The sequence below is a fragment of the Pseudomonas reinekei genome (genome assembly GCF_001945365.1).
Lineage (GTDB): Bacteria > Pseudomonadota > Gammaproteobacteria > Pseudomonadales > Pseudomonadaceae > Aquipseudomonas > Aquipseudomonas reinekei.
The window spans coordinates 1-17,829 of sequence record NZ_MSTQ01000004.1; the positions used below are offsets into that span (position 1 = coordinate 1).

Annotated in this window: 14 protein-coding genes; 13 read left to right on the forward strand and 1 reads right to left on the reverse strand. The window is 61.5% G+C overall.

Annotated features, from left to right (window positions below; translation table 11 throughout):
• Positions 1-428: 428 nt before the first annotated feature.
• Positions 429-2,126 carry a sulfatase-like hydrolase/transferase gene (locus BVK86_RS06950; protein WP_075945731.1) on the reverse strand — a complete coding sequence of 566 codons (1,698 nt, stop codon included), beginning with the start codon at positions 2,124-2,126 and terminating at the stop codon, positions 429-431.
• A 390-nt stretch (positions 2,127-2,516) separates the two neighbouring features.
• On the opposite strand from BVK86_RS06950, the gene BVK86_RS06955 reads away from it, so the two are divergent.
• The 13 genes from BVK86_RS06955 to BVK86_RS07015 are packed head-to-tail and all read left to right on the forward strand — an operon-like array spanning position 2,517 to position 17,765.
• The gene (locus tag BVK86_RS06955; RefSeq protein WP_075945732.1) at positions 2,517-3,869 is read left to right on the forward strand and encodes a UDP-glucose dehydrogenase family protein; all 1,353 of its coding nucleotides are present in this window, start codon (positions 2,517-2,519) and stop codon (positions 3,867-3,869) included.
• Complete coding sequence (locus BVK86_RS06960) at positions 3,866-4,927, forward strand: NAD-dependent epimerase (protein WP_092267169.1); 1,062 nt, start codon at positions 3,866-3,868, stop codon at positions 4,925-4,927. The genes BVK86_RS06955 and BVK86_RS06960 overlap by 4 nt, the downstream gene beginning before the upstream one ends.
• Complete coding sequence (locus tag BVK86_RS06965; RefSeq protein ID WP_075945733.1) at positions 4,924-5,670, forward strand: sugar transferase; 747 nt, start codon at positions 4,924-4,926, stop codon at positions 5,668-5,670. Before BVK86_RS06960 ends, BVK86_RS06965 begins: the two co-directional genes overlap by 4 nt.
• On the forward strand, positions 5,670-6,317 hold the full coding sequence (locus BVK86_RS06970; RefSeq protein ID WP_075945734.1) for a CpsD/CapB family tyrosine-protein kinase: 648 nt from the start codon (positions 5,670-5,672) through the stop codon (positions 6,315-6,317). Before BVK86_RS06965 ends, BVK86_RS06970 begins: the two co-directional genes overlap by 1 nt.
• Before the next feature lie 23 nt (positions 6,318-6,340).
• On the forward strand, positions 6,341-7,366 hold the full coding sequence (locus tag BVK86_RS06975; RefSeq protein ID WP_075945735.1) for a polysaccharide biosynthesis/export family protein: 1,026 nt from the start codon (positions 6,341-6,343) through the stop codon (positions 7,364-7,366).
• Between the two features lie 17 nt (positions 7,367-7,383).
• Entirely contained in the window at positions 7,384-8,976 is a 1,593-nt protein-coding gene (locus tag BVK86_RS06980; RefSeq protein ID WP_075945736.1) for a GumC family protein, read from the forward strand.
• The gene (locus tag BVK86_RS06985; RefSeq protein ID WP_173668844.1) at positions 8,961-10,076 is read left to right on the forward strand and encodes a glycosyltransferase family 4 protein; all 1,116 of its coding nucleotides are present in this window, start codon (positions 8,961-8,963) and stop codon (positions 10,074-10,076) included. Before BVK86_RS06980 ends, BVK86_RS06985 begins: the two co-directional genes overlap by 16 nt.
• A complete protein-coding gene (locus BVK86_RS06990; protein WP_075945737.1) occupies positions 10,073-11,440 on the forward strand; it encodes an O-antigen ligase family protein in 1,368 nt (455 codons plus the stop codon). The genes BVK86_RS06985 and BVK86_RS06990 overlap by 4 nt, the downstream gene beginning before the upstream one ends.
• On the forward strand, positions 11,437-12,405 hold the full coding sequence (locus BVK86_RS06995) for a glycosyltransferase (RefSeq protein ID WP_075945738.1): 969 nt from the start codon (positions 11,437-11,439) through the stop codon (positions 12,403-12,405). The genes BVK86_RS06990 and BVK86_RS06995 overlap by 4 nt, the downstream gene beginning before the upstream one ends.
• A complete protein-coding gene (locus BVK86_RS07000) occupies positions 12,398-13,534 on the forward strand; it encodes a glycosyltransferase family 2 protein (protein WP_075945739.1) in 1,137 nt (378 codons plus the stop codon). The genes BVK86_RS06995 and BVK86_RS07000 overlap by 8 nt, the downstream gene beginning before the upstream one ends.
• A 12-nt stretch (positions 13,535-13,546) precedes the next feature.
• Positions 13,547-14,548 (forward strand): polysaccharide deacetylase family protein, encoded by a 1,002-nt coding sequence (locus tag BVK86_RS07005; protein WP_075945740.1) that lies wholly within the window; start codon positions 13,547-13,549, stop codon positions 14,546-14,548.
• Positions 14,545-15,849: a lipopolysaccharide biosynthesis protein gene (locus BVK86_RS07010; RefSeq protein WP_075945741.1), complete on the forward strand. Its 1,305-nt coding sequence runs from the start codon at positions 14,545-14,547 to the stop codon at positions 15,847-15,849. The genes BVK86_RS07005 and BVK86_RS07010 overlap by 4 nt, the downstream gene beginning before the upstream one ends.
• Positions 15,846-17,765: a hypothetical protein gene (locus BVK86_RS07015; RefSeq protein WP_075945742.1), complete on the forward strand. Its 1,920-nt coding sequence runs from the start codon at positions 15,846-15,848 to the stop codon at positions 17,763-17,765. The genes BVK86_RS07010 and BVK86_RS07015 overlap by 4 nt, the downstream gene beginning before the upstream one ends.
• Positions 17,766-17,829: the final 64 nt, after the last annotated feature.

The window sequence follows — 17,829 nt, forward strand, 5'->3', positions numbered from 1 at the left end:
CGAACGCACGCGCGCCGTTCACCAGCGGTTCGAACGTCGCGGGCACCGGATGGTATTCGGTGTTCTGCACGAACCACGGCAGGTTGAGCTGGCATGACATGGTTTTGCTGGTGGCGATCGGGACAGTGATCGTGGGGATGGTCATCTTAAAGCCTCCGATTTCGGGGTGTTCAATGGGCTGCAGGCCTGGCGGAACTGCCTACAGTGGGCGGAGGTGTAATGGCCTGTAATTGATCAGTCCCGAACGGTACTGACGGCAAACAATTGTCACAAGTCGGCGCATTCCGTAAATCTCGTAGCCCGAGGTTGTAGGACTGCGTGGTCCATGTCCTAGGACCATCCACGGCGAGATGTGTGCACAAAATTTGTGTCCACTTCAGATCCCTGCGGGCTTGCCCGCGATGAGGCCAGCCCAACCGCTCAAAACCTCACTGCCCCGCCGCCACACTGGCTGGCGCCTCGGTTGGCGTCACAATGCTGTTCAGATCGATAAACTTCCACTCAGGCCTGGCCCCCAACCGTGCATTGAACCGATAGTTGAACGTGAATTCATCGCCGGTGGCCACGCTGAGCGGCTTGCCATACAGCGCCTCCACTCCCGCAAGGTCGTAGCCCATCAGCTGCAACAAGGTCGGAAAGATGTTGTAGTGGCTGGAGCGATCCTTGTTGCCGGCCAGTTGCGCTTGCCAATCAAGGGTTTTCAAACCGCTGCCCTGGATCACTACCAGGGGCACCAGGCCCTCTTCCTCCACCGGGTCGCCACCGCAATGGGTGTTCAAGCCGGGGTTGCCTCGCTCATGCAAGTCCTGGCCGTGATCGGAGGTGTAGATCAGCAGCGCGTTGTTCAAGTTGGCCTGGTCGAACACCCGCGAGAAAAATTCCCCGACGTTCCACAGCAAGGTGTTTTTGTAGGCATTGCGATACAGCTCCCAGTCATCAGGCTGGCCGTTGAAGCCATCGCGCTTGCCGGTATCGGCCACCTCGACGAACTGCCCGCGAGGCAGTGTCGGGCGGTAGGCCATGAACGCATCCGGGTATTTGTCGTGCACCGGAAAATGCGCGCCGACCTTGTTCATCACCACCAGCTGCGCCTTGTCGTCGTTGAGCAGTTCGATCAGTTTCGCCGCTGCGGCCATGTCACGGTCGCGCACGCTGGTCTGGCCGAATTGCACGAATTCGTCGATGTCCCTTTTTTCGGTGTCGTTCATCAGGTTCTGCAGATTGCCGCCGGTGCGCTGGGCATCGATGTAGACCGTAAGCAACCCGGCCTTCTTCGCGTACTGCCAGATCGACGGCATCGTGCTGTTGATGCGCGTGTAATCGGCGCGGGTTCCGCCATAACGCAAGGTGATGTTGGTGTCGGCGCTGCAATTGGCGATGGACGCGGCGTAGCCATAGTTGAAGATGTCGACCCCGGGGCGCGGCGCCTTGAGGTTGCTGTGCACGCCGAACGGCGCGTTGATGTCCAGGTAATTGCCGGAGATGCTCTCGTCGATGATCAGCACAATGTCGTGGCTCACCGCTTTTTCGGCGCGCGCCAGGCTTACCGGTTCGCGCGGGCCGACGGTGTTGTGCAGGGATTCATAGGCGAACAGGTTTAGATAGGCCAGCGGCGTGTACATCTGGGGCAGGCCGCGGGCTCCCTCGCCCGCGCGCACGAACAACACCGCACTGAGCAGCAGCACACCCAGCACCGGTGCCGCCACCAGCAGCGCTCCCGGCACCGGCAAGCGCCGACGCGGCTTCAAGCCAATACCCAACAGCAGCGGCAAACCACCCAGCACCCCCCAGATGATCGCATCGCGGTACTGGATGAGCGCCTCTTGAATAAAACCACCGGAATACACCAGCGAGACAAAGCTGCTGTAGGTCAGGTAATCGGCAGTGACGCGCGAATACACATCGAAGAACACCGCCGAACCGAATATGGCCAAGGCGAAGAAATGCCGAATAAATGTTTGGCGAATATAAGCCGACATGAACAGCGCTACTGTCAATACGACGAACATTCCCGCAAATAAAACTAATGGATAGCCGACTCCGATCGCGCTGATACGCCCAAAGTAATAGTCGTAATGGGTAATAAAATAGACAGCTATGAGTATGTGTTTGAGATATCGAATCATTAGTTTTCCAATACTCGTTGTTGGCGACGGTCAATAAGCAGTCGGCCATTTTTTGACACTAGCACCGGGCCATCAAAGCGCAAGCGATGACGTAAACGAGACGAAAGCGTCAAAAAAAAAACGTCTCAAATCTGACACACTCAAGTGTCTACAAGCCTTGTAATTCAAGCCTTACGACCGTTTATCGCTTTCCCGAAAATAGTTCCAGCCGCTCAACTTCCACGTAAACCCAACTGCGGCAAGCCTTTGATGGCAATTGGCCCCCCAATAGCGGGGGTGTCTTACTCTTTTAACATGTCATTTTGCTGACACGGTTTGCCGAGGCTGGGCTATACCCCATTTGACAGTCTCATTTCTGATCTTTCCAGCGAACTTACGAGGCACGCCAATATGGACGTGAGCGTATTTGGTACGGGCTATGTTGGCCTGATACAAGCAGCGGCACTGGCCGATGTCGGACATCGCGTCTTATGTGTCGACATTGATCCCAACAAGATCAAGCAACTACAACAAGCCGTACCACCGATCAGTGAACCGGGACTTTCCGGCACGCTGGAAGAAAACATCAAGGCCGGACGGTTGCTGTTCTCCACCCAGGCCAGTGACGCGGTCGAGCACGCCGAGTTGATCTTCATCGCCGTCGGCACACCCGCCGATGAAGACGGTTCCGCCGACCTCACCCATGTGCTGAATGTGGCGCGGCAGATCGCCAGCTACATGGAGGCCGATCGCACCCTGATCATCAAGTCCACGGTGCCGGTCGGGACTGCCGACCAGGTCGCCGCCACCGCCCTCAAGGAACTGCAGCGCCGGGACAAGGGCGCGCTCAAGGTGCGCGTGGTGTCCAACCCCGAGTTTCTCAAGGAAGGCAGTGCCCTGGCCGATTGCATGCGTCCCGACCGGATCATCGTCGGCACCGACGATGACGACGCCCGCAGCCAGATGAGCGAGCTGTACGCGCCCTTCTGCCGCAACCATGAAAAACTCATGTTCATGGACAACCGCAGTGCCGAGCTGACCAAGTACGCGGCGAACGCGATGCTCGCCACTCGCATCAGCTTCATGAACGAACTGGCCAACCTCACCGAATTGCTCGGGGCCGACATCGAAGCGGTGCGCAAAGGGATCGGTTCGGACCCACGCATCGGTTATCACTTCATCTACCCCGGTTGCGGCTTCGGCGGCTCATGCTTCCCCAAGGATCTGCGCGCCCTGCTGCACACCGCCGAACACAACGGCATGCCGTTGCGTCTGTTGCGCAGCGTTACCGACGTCAATGACAGCCAGCGCCACATCCTGTTCAGCAAACTCAAGGCGCAGTTTCCCCAAGGGCTGGCCGGCAAGTCCATCGCGATCTGGGGCCTGGCGTTCAAGCCCAACACCGATGACATGCGCGAGGCACCCAGCCGCTATTTGATGGATGCGTTGTGGGCCGAAGGCGCCAGCGTGCAGGCCTATGACCCGGAAGCCATGTCCGAATGCCGACGCATTTATGGCTATCGCAATGACCTGCACCTGTGCGCCACCCGCGACGACACCCTGGAAGATGCCGATGCGCTGGTGATCTGCACCGAGTGGAAGAATTTCCGTGTGGTCGACTTCGATCTGCTGGCGAGCAAGCTGCGTTCGCGGGTGATCATCGACGGGCGCAATCTGTACAACCCCGAACACGTTGCGGCGGCGGGCCTGCATTACAGCGGCATCGGTTTGCGTCACGTCGTGCCCGAGGCGCCGCGCCCATGAAGATTCTCGTGACCGGAGCCGCCGGTTTCATTGGTGCCCACTGTGTGTTGCGGTTGCTGCGCGACGGGCATCAGGTCTTCGGGCTGGATAACTTCAACGACTACTACGACCCGCAACTCAAGCACGACCGCGTGCAATGGGTGCGGGAGCAGGCCGGCCCTTTCCAGCTCTCGACGGTTGACCTGGCCGATGCTCCGGCCATCGAGACTCTGTTTGCCCAGGAACAACCCGACGTGGTGATTCACCTCGCGGCCCAGGCCGGCGTGCGGTATTCCCTGGATAATCCCCGGGCGTACCTCGACAGCAATCTGAACGGTTTCCTCAATATTCTCGAAAGCTGCCGCCGGCACCCGGTCAAGCATTTGATCTACGCCTCGTCCAGCTCGGTGTACGGCGCCAACCAGCACACCCCGTATTCGGTACAGGACGGCGTCAATCACCCGCTGTCGTTGTACGCCGCGACCAAGAAAGCCAACGAACTGATGGCCCACAGTTACAGCCATCTGTTCGGCATTCCCTGCACCGGCCTGCGCTTTTTCACCGTGTACGGCCCCTGGGGCCGGCCGGACATGTCGCCGATCCAGTTCGCCCGGGCGATTGCCCAAGGGCAACCGTTGAAGCTGTTCAACTACGGCGAGCATCAGCGCGACTTCACCTACATCGACGACATCATCGAAAGCATCGCCCGGCTGATCGACCGCGCGCCGCAAGCCAACGCCGACTGGGACCGCGAACAACCGGACCCGGCCAGCAGCATGGCGCCATGGCGGATCTACAACATCGGCGGCCAGCACCCGGTAGAGCTCAAGGATTACCTGGCCTTGCTGGAAAAACACCTGGGGCAAAAAGCCCGGGTCGAGTTGCTGCCACTGCAACCCGGCGATGTCTTGAACACCTGCGCCGACGCCAGCGACCTGGCCCGCGCCACCGGTTTCCAGCCGCTTATCGAACTGGATGAAGGACTCGGGCGGTTCATCGCCTGGTTTCGCGATTACTACCCACTGCCTATCGCCCAAGCGCCGCTCGCGGCTGAATTCCAGCGGAGGACTGCTCAATGACTGGACATGAAAAAGGTGTACCGCTTCAACAGCTGCGCCGTGACAAGCGCCTGGATCCCGAACACCGAATGCGCCTCGACGCCGCCATTCATATGCAGGGTCGCGGCTGGGTGACAGGCCGTGACGGTGGTCGGCCATGGACGTTGTCGCGCACCAACCGGGTGTTTGCCTGCTTCGGCGCACTGGTGATTTTGCTGCTGATCTCGCCAATCCTGCTGGCACTGGCGCTGTCCATCAAGCTCACCAGCCCGGGGCCCGTGATGTTCGTGCAGAAACGCACCGGCTATCGCGGCCGGATGTTCGGCATGTACAAATTCCGCACCATGGTGGTCAACGCCGAGGAGCTCAAGGAGTCGCTGCGCCACCTGAACAAACACGGTGCCGACGCCATCGACTTCAAGATCGACAAGGACCCGCGAATCACCGGCATCGGTGGTTTCCTGCGGCGCACCAGCCTCGACGAACTGCCCAACCTGATCAATGTGGTGACGGGCGACATGCGACTGGTAGGCCCACGGCCGACATCGTTCAACGCCTATCGCTACAAGGACAATCATCTCGCGCGCCTGAGCATCTACCCCGGCATGACCGGCCTGTGGCAGATCTCCGGACGCAGCAATATCGACTTCGACCAGCGCGTTGAGTTGGACCTCAGCTATATCGCCGAGCAGAGCCTGCTGCTTGATCTGAAGATCCTGTTGAAAACCCCCTTCAAAGTATTCAGCGGCCACGGAGCAAGCTAATGGACGGTTCAACTGCAAAAAGCCTCAGCATCGCCAACCCGAGCGAGTCCAACCTGACGTCGGCCGTGCTGGATCAGGATCTGCGCATCCTGTTTCTGACCGCGGCCAACCCCGGCGCGGGCACTACCACCAGCGCCCTGGCGCTGGCCAGCCAACTGGCGCAAATGAGCAGCGGCCAGGTGCTGCTGGTCGATGCCAGCCAGTCTTCGACCAACCTTACCCAACAACTGGGGCTGAGCAAGGAACGCGGTTTTCGCGACCTACTCTTCAACGAGCAGAGCCCGCCGCTGTTGCAGGACTGTGTGGTCAACGTGTCGAGCCTGCCCTTCCACGTCTTGCCGTTCGGGCGTTTTTCGCGGGGTACTGAACACCTGACACCGGAGCGCCTGAGCCCGTTGCTCGCCCAGCTCGGCAGTCAGTACCGCTTCGTGGTGATCGACGGTGACGCGGTGTATTCCGCCGCCGACACGCTGGTCATCAGCACTCAGGTGGACGGCGTGATCATGGTCGTGCGCTCTGAAGACACGCGCTGGGAAGTGGCGCAGGCGGCGGTTCAACGCCTGACCCAGGCCGGCGCGAAACTGGTCGGCAGCGTGTTCAACCGGCGCAAGTACTACATGCCCAAGTGGCTCTACAAAAACCTGTAAGCCCTCGCAAAAAGGATGACGCCATGAACGCCAAACTGCTTGTCCTGCTGTTGCTGCCGCTTGCAGGTTGCACCAGCACTTCGGAAACCCAGAACATGCCGGTGAATATCCTCACGGCCTCACCGGCCAACGCCCAGGCCACTGACATGCCCAAGATCGAACAGACCTTGCGCCCGCAGGATGTGCTGGACGTGATCTTCCATATCAGCACCAGTGGCTCGGATGCCTACCGCGTACAGTCCGGTGACCAGATCGGCCTGAACTTCACCGCTGCCAGCCAGCTCAACGGCAACCAGTTGGTGCTGCCCGACGGCACCATCGAACTGCCGGGCGCCAACACCTCGGTGAAGATCGCCGGGCTGACCAGTGAAGAAGCGCGCCAGGAAATCCAGCGTGCCTATCAACGCAAACAGTTGTTCCAGCCCAACCGCAATCAGCTGACCGTACAAATCATCAGCCCGCTGACCAACGAACAGAACCTCAAAAACGCACTGAACCACCCAGCCACCGGCATGAGCCGGGAGATCACCGTGGGCACCGACGGCTATGCCAGTTTCCCGGAGATCGGCGCCGTGCCGCTGCAAGGCATGACCGTCAACCAACTGGAAGCCTTCCTCAATAAAAAGTACGCACAGCTGCCGGGGCGGATGACCGTCGATGTGCTGCTCAAATCCACCGCCGGTAACGAAATCTACGTGCTCGGTGAAGTCGGCCAGCCGGGTTCCTACCCGATCCGCCGTCCAGTCTCGGTGCTCGAAGCCCTGACCCTGGCCCGTGGCTCCAACGTCAAGGCGCGCCTGGATTCGGTGGTGATCATGCGCCGCAACGGCAATCAGGTCCAAGCCCGTCGTTACGACGTGGAAAAAGCCCTGGCCGGCGATGCCTCGCAGATCGCCTACCTGCAACCGGACGACATGCTCTACGTGCCCAAGACCAAACTGGCCAGCGCCGGTGAGCTCGCACGGCAACTGGCGGATGTGGTGCTGTTCCAGGGTGTGGGCTTCAGCTTCGGCTACCGCGTCGACAACAAAGACAGTGACAGCAACTAACTCTCAGGTGACCCGACATGAATCCAAAGGAAAATTACCTGCACGAGTTCTTCAGGATCTTCTTCGCCAACAAGCAATTGGTGAAGCGCGTGTTCCTGGTCTTTGCAGTGATCGCACTGGTACTGCCGCTGATGCTCAAGCAGAGCTTCGATATCACCGCCCAGGTGATCGTGCAGTCGAAAAAACTCTCCCAGGGTGACGCCACCACGTCGCTCAATCAGGAAAACGCGACCTTCATTCCACCGTCACTGGCTGACATGGAAACCGAGAGCAATATCCTGCGCTCGCCGGCGTTGATCCGGCAGACCATCAGCGAATTGCGCGACAAGGGTGAGTACACCCCGCCTCCGGGCCTGCTCAATAAACTGCTGGCGCAACCGTTCAAGAACTACGTCAGCACGCCATTGCGTGAGCACGTGATCAACCCGATGAAAGCCGCGCTAGGCATGGAAACCGATCCGGTGCGCGACACCGCGCTCGACGCCCTGACGCAACAAGCCATCGACAGCCTGAAGATCGAAACCCTGCCAGGCTCTAACGTGATCTCGATCATCTACAGCTTTCCTGACCCGGCCCAGGGCACCAAGTTTGTCGCGTCGCTGCTGCAAAACTACCTGGTCAGCCGTCAGGCCTTGCAATCGATCGACCTGCCGCAGAGCTTCTACGAAACCAAGAAAACCCAGTATCAGGTACGTCTCGATGGCCTGGAAGGCAACCGCCAGGATTTGCTGGGCGCTATCGGTGCGTCCGATCCCAAGGAGGAGATTACCTTTCGCCTGAACGCGATCAATACCGAAGAGCAAGCGCTCAACCTGTACCGTGATCGCCTGCTGCAAAGCCAACGCTGGCTCGATTATCTGAAAACCAGCCTGGCCGCCGCCAAGGACTCCAAACTCAACGACTACACCTTCCCCTACACCTTCACCACCACCGTCGACAACATTGCGTTTGAAGACCGCGAGATCAAACAAATGGGTGAGGCGCTGACCACCCAGGTCAGCCGCTACATGAACGATCTGGCAATTTTCCAGCCTGGCAGTGAGCCGATGCTGCTGACCCGCGAGCAAATCGCCCGCACCCGCCAGCAGTTCCTCAAAGTGGTGAGCAACCGGATTCAGGAGCGCACCAACGACCTGGCGATTGTCAGTGCGGTGATCGACCAGAAAACCGCGCGCATTGCCGAGTTCAAGAACCGCATCCACCAGTTGCAGGAAACCCAGAGCAAGCTGCGCCAGGTGGACACCGAGATCGATGCCCTGCACGCGGCCTTCTCCACCTACGCACAGCGTTTTGCCGAAAGCAGCACCGCCCGCTCGCTGGACAACGACCTGTCCAACGCTCGGGTACTCAGCCCGCCGTTCGAACCGACCGAGGCGGCGTTCCCCAAACCGCTGTTGATCATTCCGTTCGGCTTGTTCACCGGTCTTCTGCTGGCGATTGCCTTCGTCTACGTGCGTGAGTTCTTCGATCATCGCTTCAAGCATCCAGCGCAAATCACCCATGAACTGGGCTTGCCGGTGCTGCTGGTGATCAACGATCAAAACGTGGAACCGAGCAATCCGCACAAGAACTGGAGCGTGCCGAGCTTCGTTCATTGGGTGCGCAATTGAACGCGCCCCTGTCGTCCGGGCACAGCAGCCCATCACTGCCGATCATTCATTTGCTCAGCAGTGGCGGCTTCTATGGGGCCGAGCGGATGTTGCTCGACCACTGCCTGGCGACACCGGGGCAACACCAGGTGCTGTTTCTCGATGCACCGTACGAGTTGCTGGCACGGTTTCGCGAGGCGGGGGTCGACTGTCGCGGTTGCACCGGGCTGGGGGCGTTGATCGCGCACTTGCGTGAGCGACGGGCCGAGCGGCCGCTGATCAACACACATAACTTCAAGGGTCTGTTGTTCGGCTGGGTGGGCGCGAGCTTGTTGCGCCTGCCGCTGGTGATCACGCAGCACGGCTTCACCCCGCGCAGTCGCAAGCAGAAGTTCTACACCTGGTTGAGCCTGCAACTGTGCCGGACCGCGTCGGTCAATCGCGTGGTCTGTGTCGCCGAAAGCATTGCCGCGCTGCACCGTCAGGCCAGCGTCAGTGCGCAGAAGCTGCAAGTGATCCCCAACGGGCTGCCGGCCGCCAACGATCTGCAACCGCACAACGCACAACGGCCACGCTGGCTGGCCGGTTATGTCGGGCGGCTGAGCAGTGAAAAAGGCCCGGACCTGTTTCTCGACGCCTTGATTCCGCTGTGTCAGCAGCACCCGCAACTGGACGCCGTGATGCTCGGCGACGGCCCGGAACGGGACAGCCTGTTGGCGCGAATCAACGAGGCCGGTTTGCAGGAGCGCATCACGCTGCCGGGGTATCAGACCGACATGCGTGCGTGGTGGCGGCAACTCGACGCGCTGGTGATCAGCTCGCGCACCGAGGGCACGCCGATGATTCTGCTCGAAGCCATGCAGGCCGGGGTGCCGGTGGTGGCTTTTGGTGTCGGCGGGATTCCCGATGTGCTGGAGGATCGGCACAACGGCCTGTTGGCCACACCTGCCGACAGCGCCGCCCTCGCCCGGCAGATCGGCACCCTGCTAAGTGACCGGGCGCTGGCGCACAAGCTGGTCGACAACGCACGACGCACACAACTGGATCGCTACGACCTCAAGGCCCTGGCCGAACGCTGGTCGCAGCTTTATATCCGTACTGCACGGGAGGCACGCGCGTGATTTTTCCGCTCTCGATCGTCAGTTTCCTCGGTCTGGTCTGCCTCGCTTTGCTGGCCAGCCCCTATCCCTTTCTGGCGCCGGGAGCGGTGTTGGGCCTGGTGGGCGTTGCCGTGCTGTTCCGCAAGCCCGCCTGGGGCCTGTTGGGCATTGCGGCGCTGGTGCCGCTCGAAGGGTTCTTCAAGGACAGCGCGCTGTCGGGCACCAAGCTGATCGGCGCGTCGCTGGCACTGATCCTGATGCTGCAACTGGCCTTGCATCAGATTCCATCCGAACGTTTGCGCAGCAACATCTGGCGCTTGCTGATCGGTTTCATGGTGTTTTATGTGCTGAGCATGCTGAACACCGATGACCTGGGCATGTCGCTGGGGCATCTGCGGGAGCTGAGCGTCGGGTTGATCCTGTTTGTGATCACGCTGTTGATCGGCCGTGAAATGAACCTGGACCTGTTCGCCCGGCTGGTCACCCTCAGCGTCACCCTCACCTGCGCGCTGGCAATGTTTTCCAGCAAGTATCAGGACCAGGGTCGCGCCGCCGGCCTGCTGGAAGACCCAAACGCCTTCGCCATGCTGATCGCATTTGCCGTGCCGCTGGCGCTGCTGCTGGTGATCCGCAGCCCGAACCTGTTGCATCGCCTGTTCTGGCTGGGCTGCTTTATCTTGCTGCTGGGCGGCATGACCAAGACCGAATCCCGTTCGGGCCTGGTGGTGTTGTTTCTCAGCCTGGTCATCGGCGCCTGGCACTACCGCGTACACCTGACACGCATTCGCCCGCGCCACCTGGGTTTTGCCATGCTCGGGCTGGTCATCGTGATTCCGTTGGCCATCTATGCGATGCCGGCGGGTTACGTGGCACGCATCCAGTCCTTGAGCATCCTCAGTTCCGGCGCCAAGGCGCAGGACGAATCCCTCGGCCGCCGCGCTTCGTACATCGTCGTCGGCAGCCAGATGATCCGCGAAAATCCTTTGCTGGGTACCGGCCCCGGGACTTTCCCGCTGCACTACGCCACCACCGGTTACGCCAAGGCGTTTTCCGCCAACCGCAAAGTCGGCGACCTGTACCGCCGCGCTCACAATACCTATCTGGAGATCTTCAGTGAACTGGGGGTTCCCGCCGGGCTGTTCTTCGTCGGCATGCTCGCCCTCGGGTTGTACAACCTGATGCGCGCCCGTCGAGCCTGGATGCAGCGCCGCAACTGGCAGCAGGCCGACCTGATGACGCACCTGGGCATGAGCTTTCTGTCGTTGACGCTGTTCTTGATGTTCCTCAGCGCACCGAACCAGAAGTACGTATGGATCATGCTCGCCCTGACCAGCGTCTTGCGTCTGAAAGCCGAAGAAAGCCCAATCCCGGAGGCCAAGGCATGACCCGCATCAGTATCGTCATCCCGATGTACAACGAAGCCCGGCACATCGCCCGGACCCTGCTGGCAGCGCAACGCGCCGCCAATGTTGCCGGCCTGGAGTGCGAGTTGATCGTGGTCGACAACGGCTCACAGGATCAGGGCCCGGAGATTGCCCGCCAGTCCGGTGCGCAGGTACTGGTCGTGCCCGGCGTGCTGATCGGTGCCCTGCGCAACCGCGGCACCGAAGCCGCCACCGGCGAATGGCTGGCCTTCATCGATGCCGACATCGAAATGCCCGAAGACTGGCTCACCCATTTGCTGAAACTGGAAGAAGCCGGTGTCGCCGACGTGTTTGGCCTGGACTTGCACACCCCGGCGCAAGCGCCCTGGTACGCCACCGCCTGGCAACGGCGCACCTTGCGTCCCTCGCGCCACACCGTGCAGGCGGTGGACTGGCTGCCCAGCGCCAACCTGCTGATGCGCCGCTCATGGTTCGACAAGGTCGGCGGTTTCAACGAAACCCTGCGCACGGGTGAGGACAAGGACTTCACCTTGCGCCTGACTGCCAACGGCGCGCGGCTGATGTCGATCAACGAAAACATCGCCCTGCACTGGGGCTACGAAATGAACTGGCGCGAGTGGATGGGCAAGGAAATGTGGCGCCAGGGCAGCCATCTGCAGTTACTGCGCACCCATGGCATGAGCCTGCGTCTGTTGCGCTTCCCGCTGCTGTCACTGGGTGCCTGGCTGCTGGACTTTTTGGCGATATCTGCGCTGCTGGATGGTTTTCCTCACCATGCGTTGTTCATGGTGCTGCTAACCACTGTTCCAGCGCTGGTATTGAGCGTGCGCCAGACCGCCAAGCACCGAAACCCGTGCCTGACCGTGCAACTGTGGGGTCTGCATTGGGTGCGCCTGCACCTGGCCGGTGCCGCGTTCCTACTCAGTCTGTGTCATTGGAATGCCAGGAGGCCCGCCCGTGGCTGAATTCATTTTCTGGTTGTGCCTGTTGCTGCCGGTCTACGCCTACGTCGGTTATCCGTTGCTGCTGACCTTGCTCGCGCCGTTCTTCGCCGCGCGCCGCCACGGCCCGGCGGCACCGATGGATGTGAGCATCGTCATTGCCGCGCACAACGAAGCGCGGCACATCGAAGAAAAACTGCGCACCGTGCTGGCCCAGGACTATCAGGCGCGCTCGCTGCAAATCATCCTGGCCAGCGACGGTTCCACCGACGACACCGTGGCCTGCGCGCGCAAGGTCGTCGATCCGCGCATCACCGTGCTCGACCTGCCCCGCCAGGGCAAGGCCGCGACCCTCAATGCCGGTGCCGCGCTGAGCAGTGGTGAGATCCTGGTGTTCACCGACGCCGACAACCAATGGTCCCACGACACCCTGGGCCATTTGCTCGCACCATTGGCCGACCCTCAGGTGGGTGCCTGCGCTGGGCACATGCTGATCCCGGTGACCGGCAAGGGTCTGAGCATCGGCGACAGTCTGTATCGGCACTACGAAGGCTGGCTGCGCTACGTGGAAAACCGCACCGGTTGCATGGTGTCCGCCGACGGCGCCCTGCTCGCCCTGCGCCGCGAGTTGTTCCAGAACGTGCCGGCGGAGGTCAACGACGACTTCTTTATCAGCACCTGCGCGCCGGTGGCGTTCAAGCGGATTATCTACGTGCCAGAAGCCCGGGTGATCGACACCGGCGTCGATGAGGCCGACAAACAATTTCGCCGGCGCCAGCGGGTGACCGTGGGCGGTTTGCAGAGCCTGGCCCAGCGCCGCGAACTGCTAAATCCGCTGAAGCATGGCCTTTATGCGATTGCCTTGATCAGCCACAAATTGATCCGCCGCCTGGCGCCGATCCTGTTGCTGCCGCTGCTGCTGAGCAACTTCTGGCTGTGGGACGACCACGGTTTTTATCGCCTGAGCCTGATCGCGCAACTGCTCGGGTACTCGGCGGCCATCGCCGGTTTGCTCGACTCGCAACACCGCTTGCCCAAACCCTTTCGCCTCGCCGCGTTCCTCCTGGTGACCCTCGCCGGAATGAGCATGGGTCTGTGGCAGTTCCTGCGCGGTCAGCGTTATGCGCAATGGAACCCCGAGCAAAATCGATGAGAGGCACCTGCCATGGCGATCAAACAATTACTGAAGCGCACCAGCGGCTGGCTCTACCTCAATTCCTCGGTGGGGCGCCAGCAATTGCATGGCGCCGGAGTGATCCTGATGCTGCACCGGGTGCTGGCCAACGACGCCGCCGCCAACCTGCCGCATCGCAATGAACTGTGCGTCGGACCCAAGGCTTTCGAGCACCTGCTGGCCTGGCTGAAAAAACACTTCGATTGCGTGCCGCTGATGGAAATCCTGCAACCGGGCAGTCTCAGGTCCGAGCGGCCAAAAGTGGCGCTGACCTTCGATGACGGCTGGCGCGATAACGCGGTGAACGCCTTCCCGCTTCTGCAGAAATACCAGGTGCCGGCGAGTATCTTCCTGTCCACGGACTTCATCGGCAGCCGCCAGCGTTTCTGGTGGGAAAGCATCGGCGAAACCCTGTGGAACAGCCACGGTGAAAAGGCCCGCGCGCACCTGATCGAATGCTTGCAGCAGATGGGTCGGCCATTGCCGGCACAGTGTGATGACCCGGATGTGCAACGGCGCAGCCTGGCATTGCTGCACTTTCTGCAGAACCTGAAAACCCTGTCGCCCCAGGACCTCAATCGGCTGACCGATGAGTGCCCGCAAGAGTCGTTGCCGCAAGCGCTGGACTGGCAACAGGTGCGTTCGCTGGAGGCCAGCGGCCTGATCCGTTTTGGACCCCATGGCGCCAGTCACGCGATCCTTACCGGCCTCGACGATCAAACCCTGGATGAAGAATTGAGCCGCAGTCGTCAGGCCCTGTTGAATGGCTGCAACCGGCCGTTGCCGGTCTACTGCTACCCCAACGGTGACAACGACGAACGGGTGCGGCAACACGTGGCCGACCACGACTTCCCGTTTGCCCTGGGCACCGGCACCGGCATCTACCGCGGCGCCAACGATCCGCGGGCCCTGCCGCGTTTTGGCGTGAGCCAGCGCACCGCGCGCAATCCGGATCTGTTGTCCTGGCGCATCTACCGTGGGGCGCGCCCATGAGTCGCAGCCATTACCTCAAGCACCTGGCGCTGAGCATGGGCACCAAGCTGGCGATGATCAGCCTGCGCTTGCTGCGTAACGTGCTGTTGGCGCGGATTCTCGGGCCCAGTGAACGCGGCCTGTTCGCGTTGCTCAGCACCCTGCCGGACCTGATCAGCGCCGCCACCAGTGGCGGGCTGAATTCGGCGGTGGGTTACCAGGCGGCCAAGCAACGGCCGATGGGCCTGTTGCTCAGTCAGGTGTTGGTGTTCGGCTGTTTGCTCGCGGGGTTGTTGACCTTGCTGGTGGTGGCGCTGACCCGTGAATTCGGCAGCGAACTGGACATCACCACGCAGCTCGGCCTGCTGGCCTGGCTGTTGTTGCTGGCGGTACCGCTGACCGTGCTCAAGAGCGGGCTGCTGACATTGCACAACGCCTCGGGCGGCGTGGTGGCGTTCAACGCCCTGCGCCTGATCGAGTCGCTGGCACCGCTGCTGCTGTTCCTGGGGTTATTCTGGATGTGGAAAAGCGCCGCGCTGGAAGCTGCGCTGATCAGTTGGCTGGCGGGCATCAGCCTGGTGGTGCTGGTCGGTTGGGTCTGGCTCAAGCGTAATCAACCGCTGAGCCTGCAATGGGACCGCGCCAGTCAGAACGAATTGCTGCGTTTCAGCGCGCGCAGCCATCCGGACCTGCTGTTCCAGCAAGTGATCCTGCGTTCCGACTATCTGTTCATCGGCGCCCTGCTCGGCAGCACCGCGCTGGGTCATTACGCCATGGCCAGCGCCGCCGCGGAGTTGCTGCTGATCGTCCCGGAAGCGGTGACCACGCCGTTGATGAAACGTTTGCTGCAACAAGAAGAAGGCATCGAAAAAGTCACGCCACTGGCCCTGCGCCTGACCGCCACGGTGATGCTCGGCGCGTGCCTGACCATGGCGGTGATCGGCGAATGGCTGATCGTCACGCTGTTCGGTGTCGCCTATCAGCCCGCGTATCCGGCCTTGCTCGCGCTGCTGCCGGGGCTGCTCGGTTTGTGCTACGCGAGCATCCTGCGCCTGGATTTACTGGGCAAGGATCGTCCCGGTTCGATTTCGCTGCTGATGGGCCTCGGCGCCTTGCTCAACCTGGCGCTGAACCTGTTACTGATTCCCGCCTACGGCATCGTCGGCGCGGCCGCCGCTTCGTCCATCGCGTACCTGGCGGTGACCGTCGCATTGCTGGTGATGTATTGCCGCCTGAGCCATGTGCCGCTGTGGCAAACCCTGATCATCCTGCCCAGCGACGTGGCACCGATGCTGCAAATCCTGCAACGGAAATCGGCATGAAATATTTTGCCCTGATGGTGGGTCTGGGTCTGTCGCTCGACGCTTATGCCGGGCCGATGCGCTGGGCCGACATTCGTGACGGCAGCCTGTATCTGCAAGCGGATCGCCCCGATAACGTGACCGTGCGCTGGGTGCCGGCGTGGCAGGCGGATGCCAACGAAGAACACCTGTACCTGCTCGACGGCAAGGGCAAGTTGTCGGGCGAACGCAAGATTGCCGCCAGCGAAACCCGGGGCAGCCAGAGCTGGCCGCTGTTGCCGGGCGCCAGCCGTTATCAACTGGAGATTCCCGGCTACAGTTTTCGCCGCTACAAGGTCGAACATGACGAGCGCACGGTGGCGTTGTTCGCCCCGGCCAAGGTGCATTTCAGCGCGGAAACCCGCGACGGCGACGAGCTGTTTTTCAAGGTCGCCGCCGGTGAACACGCGGTACTGGCAGGCAAGTTCCACGGGGGTGTCGGCGCCCTGCAAGCGCAACGTATCGGCGATGGTCGGCACGTTTCGTTGGCGCTGAAACCGTACCGCGCTTACTGGCAATTCGATCAGGTCGCCTTGCCCGTAGCCGACACCGAGCAAGTCTGGCGCCTGCGCCTGCAAGGCAGCGGCAAGGCCGCGTTCTGGCTCGACGGCACGGCCAATTTGTTCGCGCAGAATCCGCAACAGCTCAAGCCTCTGCGCGAGGACGAGGGTGAAACCCGCCTGACCTTGCACAAGGACGTCGTCGGCAACACACCAAAGCTGGGAATCGCCCTGCCCTACGTGATGCCGCCGCCTTCCAGTTACGCCGTGCTCGACGCCATCAAGCCCCAGGCCGGTGCCTATTACAGTTTCGTCGACATCACGGCAAAACAGCCGCATTACGAAGACGCGTTCCGTCGTTTGTATCAGGATCGCTTCGGCATCACCCATGACATCACCCTGCTCGCCGGCAGCCAGCGCCAGGCCGATCTGCGCGCCGACAGCACCAGCAATGCCGGGCTCGATGCCTGGCTTGCCGCGACCCGCGCCCTCGGCGGCAAAGGGACCCATTACATCGGTTTTGCCGACGAGCCAAACCTCAACTACGCCGACTACGCCAGCTACCAGCGCATTTTCACCAGCATGGCCCGGCAGGTGCGCAGCAACCCCGACAACGCCAGGGCCGGTGTGCGCATCGCCATGCCGGCCAGTTCGCGGCTGGTCAACGGCCCGTTCGCCGACAACGCCGCGGACAAACGTGGCATCGACTGGGCCGCGCGCCTGTTGAAAGAATCCGGCGATCAGATCGATGCCCTGGCCTGGCACGAGTGGATGATCCGCGATCTGCTGGCGACCCGGGTTTATCGCGACAGCGTACGCCGCGCCGCCGACCTCGTCGGCCTCGACGCCAACGGTCGACCACGCAAGGCATTGCTGCTGGACCAGACCAACCTGTCCAGCGGTTCAAGCCTGAGCCCTTACGATCAGGAAACCCACTTCACCTCGTTGTGGTGGGCCTCGGTGGTGATCAACGCGTCCCAGGACGGTTTGCTGGAAATGCTCAACTGGTTCCAGGCCGCCGACGAGCCCGAGTACCCCAAGGGCATGTTGCGAATGCTCGGCGACGACCGTTTCGAACTGAAACCGGTCGCCCTCGCCCAGCAGTTCATCCAGCAGCATTGGCTGCATGCTGTGATGCGTCTGGAAAACAACGCGTTCGAGGTCGACGTGCTGGCCATGGCCGACGATCACAAACGCAGCCTGTTGGGGGTCAACAAAGGCTCGCGCGTGCAGCATGTCAGCGTCAATGGCGCGGCGTGCCCATTGGCCAACGGCTCATTGCGTTACTTCGGCGCGGACAACCGCAGCCGTGACGCACCTTTCACGTGCACCGACGGTCGCGTGCGCTTCAAGCTGCCAGGGCAAACCCTGTTCGCCCTGAGCTGGAGCGCTTCATGACCGCCGCTCGACTGTTTGGCCGCGCAGGCATGCTGCCGCGCGCTGGTTTACTCCACTTGCGGGT

Bases quoted from the DNA above. Each gene is read 5' to 3' on its own strand.
- BVK86_RS06950 (WP_075945731.1), bottom strand. From the start codon at position 2,126: ATGATTCGATATCTCAAACACATACTCATAGCTGTCTATTTTATTACC.
- BVK86_RS06955 (WP_075945732.1), top strand. From the start codon at position 2,517: ATGGACGTGAGCGTATTTGGTACGGGCTATGTTGGCCTGATACAAGCA.
- BVK86_RS06960 (WP_092267169.1), top strand. From the start codon at position 3,866: ATGAAGATTCTCGTGACCGGAGCCGCCGGTTTCATTGGTGCCCACTGT.
- BVK86_RS06965 (WP_075945733.1), top strand. From the start codon at position 4,924: ATGACTGGACATGAAAAAGGTGTACCGCTTCAACAGCTGCGCCGTGAC.
- BVK86_RS06970 (WP_075945734.1), top strand. From the start codon at position 5,670: ATGGACGGTTCAACTGCAAAAAGCCTCAGCATCGCCAACCCGAGCGAG.
- BVK86_RS06975 (WP_075945735.1), top strand. From the start codon at position 6,341: ATGAACGCCAAACTGCTTGTCCTGCTGTTGCTGCCGCTTGCAGGTTGC.
- BVK86_RS06980 (WP_075945736.1), top strand. From the start codon at position 7,384: ATGAATCCAAAGGAAAATTACCTGCACGAGTTCTTCAGGATCTTCTTC.
- BVK86_RS06995 (WP_075945738.1), top strand. From the start codon at position 11,437: ATGACCCGCATCAGTATCGTCATCCCGATGTACAACGAAGCCCGGCAC.
- BVK86_RS07005 (WP_075945740.1), top strand. From the start codon at position 13,547: ATGGCGATCAAACAATTACTGAAGCGCACCAGCGGCTGGCTCTACCTC.
- BVK86_RS07010 (WP_075945741.1), top strand. From the start codon at position 14,545: ATGAGTCGCAGCCATTACCTCAAGCACCTGGCGCTGAGCATGGGCACC.
- BVK86_RS07015 (WP_075945742.1), top strand. From the start codon at position 15,846: ATGAAATATTTTGCCCTGATGGTGGGTCTGGGTCTGTCGCTCGACGCT.